The following is a 3,142-nucleotide window of genomic DNA, read 5'->3' as shown; positions in this document are numbered from 1 at the left end:
AGAACCGCACGTTCGCGACCACACCCGTGACGAAAGGGTTGGCGGCGAAGCGGGGGTCTGCGCGGGCGTCCGGCACGACCACGTGCCCGGGGTTCTCGAACACGACGGCGCACATCGAGTCATCTCGTGAACACACCGCCGGTGTGAAGCCCACCGCCGCGACCTGGTGCTGATAGCTCTCGTCGATGATGTTCACGACCGCCTGCGGCACCCCACACACCGTCGCCGCGACCTGAGCGATGCCCTCGAGATCCGGCGCCGCGGGCTGCCCGATCAGCTCGTAGCCGGCGATCGCAGCCCGACGCGTCAGCTCTTGCGGTGAAGCCATGCGAGCTCTCCTTGCGGAACGACAGGAGAGTTCAGGATACGCGTGTACCCGTCGTATCGATGGGCGACGTGACGGAGGAAGGATGCTTCAGCGCGGAGGCTGCGGCTCGCCCGTAGTGACCCACGAGCGCGTCGGCGGCACCGACCAATGCGAGATGTGACAGCGCCTGGGGGGTGTTGCCCGCGTGGCGGCGCCCACCGACGTCGTACTCCTCTGCGAGCAGACCGACGTCGTTCGCGAGGGAGCAGAGCCGGTCCATCAGGCGCGCGGCGTCCTCACCCCGTCCCGAGGCGGCGTACTGCTGGACGAGCCAGAACGAACAGGCGAGGAACGGATGCTCGTCGCCCTCCAGCCCGTCGACACCGCTCTCGGTGCGGTACCGGAGCAGCAGCCCGTCGGGCATGAGCGTCCGCTCCATCTCGGCAACGGTCGCGAGCATCCGGGGGTCGTCCGGCGCGCAATATCCGACCTGCGGAAGGATGAGCAGCGAGGCATCCACCTCGCGCGTGCCGTAGAACTGCACGAAGAAGCCGCCGTCGGGGTCGACACCGCGCTCGTCGATCTCGTCGCGCATGCGGTCCCGTAGCCGCTCCCAGTGCTCGGCGGGTCCGTCCAGACCCTCTTCGCGCACCGCGCGGATGCCGCGATCGAGCGCCGCCCAGATCATGACGCGCGAGTGGGTGAACATCCGCGGCTCGGCGCGGATCTCCCAGATGCCGTTGTCGAGCCGGTCCATGTTCGCCTCGACGTACGCCAACAGCGCGCGCTGCATGGGCCAGGACGCCTCGGACTCGGGCAATCCCGCCTTTCGGGCCTCGTCGAGCGCGACCATGACCTCACCGATCACATCGCCCTGGAACTGGTGCGCGGCACCGTTGCCGATGCGAACCGGTCCCGCGCCGTCATAGCCCGGCAGGCTGTCGAGCTCCCGCTCGAACAGGTCGCGCTCGCCGCCGAGTCCGTACATGATCTGCAGCTCGGCGGGGTCCCCTGCGATGGCTCGGATCAGCCATGCCCGCCAGCGATCGGCGACCCCGAGGAACCCATGGCTGATGAGGGCCTCGAGGGTGAGCGCCGCATCACGCAGCCAGACGTAGCGATAGTCCCAATTGCGCGTTCCGCCGAACTCTTCGGGCAGCGAGGTCGTCGCGGCCGCCACGATCCCCCCGGTGTCGTGATGCGACAGTGCGCGCAGCACCAGCAGCGAGCGCACCACGGCGTCGTGATGCGGGCCGTCGTGCTCGATCCGCGCCGCCCAGCCCTGCCACCACTCGGTCGTCACCGCGAGCGCGCGGTCGACATCGATAGCCGGAGGCGCGTCCTCATACGAGCGGAACCAGGAGAGCGTGAGGTCCTCGTGCTCCCCCGCCGACACCGACAGCGTTCCCGCGTGCGCGTGGTCGGTCGGCGCCAAGCGGGGCCCACGCACGATGACCGCGTCGGGTCCGGCGATGGCGAGCAGCTCGGGGGCTTCGTCGGTGCCGACCTGACGCACCCACGGAACGGCCCGCGCGTAATCGAAGCGCAGCGTGAGGTGCTGCGTAAACTCCATCGTCCCGCTCACCCCGATGATGCGACGGACGAGAGCCACTCCGGCACCTCCGGTCGGCATCGTGTCGCCTCCGTGCGGCATGAACTCCCAGACGTCCGCCACACCGCTCGCGCTCTCCCAGCGCGTTACGAGCACGAACGTGTCGTCCTCGTAACGCCGAGTCGGGATAGCGGATTCATCCGTCGGTCGAAGGCTCCAGCATCCGTGCCGTCGATCACCCAAGAGAGCGCCGAAGACGGATGCCGAATCGTAGCGGGGAAGGCAGAGCCAATCGATGCTGCCCTCACGCGACACGAGGGCGGCCGTCCGGGTGTCACTGAGCATGGCGTAGTCCGCGATGGGAGAAGTCATCTTCCCGATGGTGTCAGCCGGGCCGGGGAGAAGCCCGCCGTGGGCCCTGTCGTGCCAATGCCGTGGCCCCTGTCGGGCTGCGCTCCGGAGGTCGCGGATAGGGTGGGCGCATGACGGTCGAGACCACGCTCCTGATCCTGGGCGCCTCGGGCGACCTGACCTCGCGCCTGCTGCTGCCGGCACTCGGCGAGCTGCTCACCCGCGAAAGTTGGCGGCGTGTACACCTGCGTGGCGCCGGTATGGACGACTGGAGCGACGACCACTGGCGTGATGTCGTCCGGGCCTCGTTCGCCGCCGGCGGCGCGCAGGTTGCGAACGACGTCATCGCCTCGACGAGCTACACGCGCGCGGACATCACGAACGCCGACGACCTGCGCGCCCTCGTCGCCTCGACCCCCGGCCGGCTCGCGCTGTACTTCGCGGTGCCCCCGGCAGTCGCGGCGCGGGCCTGCGAGGCACTCACCGACGTCGAGCTGCCCGAGGGCACCATCCTCGCCCTCGAAAAGCCGTTCGGCGTCGACGAAGAAAGTGCACGGGCCCTCAACGCCACCGTGCAGGGGCTCGTCCCCGAACAGCAGATCTTCCGCGTCGACCACTTCCTCGGACGATCGACCGTGTTGAATCTGCTCGGTGTGCGATTCGCGAACCGGGTGCTCGAGCCCGTCTGGTCGGCCGAGAACGTCGAATCCGTCGTCATCCGCTACGACGAATCCCTCGCGCTCGAGGGCCGGGCCGGCTACTACGACCACGCCGGTGCGCTGATGGACATGATCCAGAGCCACCTGTTACAGGTGCTCGCATTCGTGGCGATGGAGCCACCCGCGACCCTCGACGAGGTCGACCTGCGGGACGCGACATCCGCGGCCCTGCGCGCCACAGCGCTGTGGGACGACGATCCGGTGCACGCCTCC

1 protein-coding gene and 2 pseudogenes are annotated in these 3,142 nt (G+C 69.1%); 1 reads left to right on the top strand and 2 read right to left on the bottom strand.

The window, feature by feature from the left end:
• Both MIC448_RS13050 and MIC448_RS13045 read right to left on the bottom strand, forming a co-directional pair.
• Window positions 1–328, bottom strand: a pseudogene (locus MIC448_RS13050) (histidine kinase); the annotation flags it as partial.
• Window positions 329–359: 31 nt separating this feature from the next.
• Window positions 360–2,231 carry a glycoside hydrolase family 15 protein gene (locus MIC448_RS13045; RefSeq protein ID WP_051513860.1) on the bottom strand — a complete coding sequence of 624 codons (1,872 nt, stop codon included), beginning with the start codon at window positions 2,229–2,231 and terminating at the stop codon, window positions 360–362.
• Window positions 2,232–2,341: 110 nt separating this feature from the next.
• Here MIC448_RS13045 and MIC448_RS13040 point away from each other — a divergent pair.
• A pseudogene (locus MIC448_RS13040) lies at window positions 2,342–3,142 on the top strand (glucose-6-phosphate dehydrogenase); the annotation flags it as partial.

The sequence above is a fragment of the Microbacterium sp. C448 genome (assembly GCF_000582705.2).
Lineage (GTDB): Bacteria > Actinomycetota > Actinomycetes > Actinomycetales > Microbacteriaceae > Microbacterium > Microbacterium lacus_A.
This window is presented reverse-complemented; position numbering and strand designations above follow the sequence as displayed.

What these genes read in the sequence shown, in the direction of transcription:
- MIC448_RS13045 (WP_051513860.1), bottom strand. Translation starts at nt 2,231, where the DNA reads ATGACTTCTCCCATCGCGGACTACGCCATGCTCAGTGACACCCGGACG.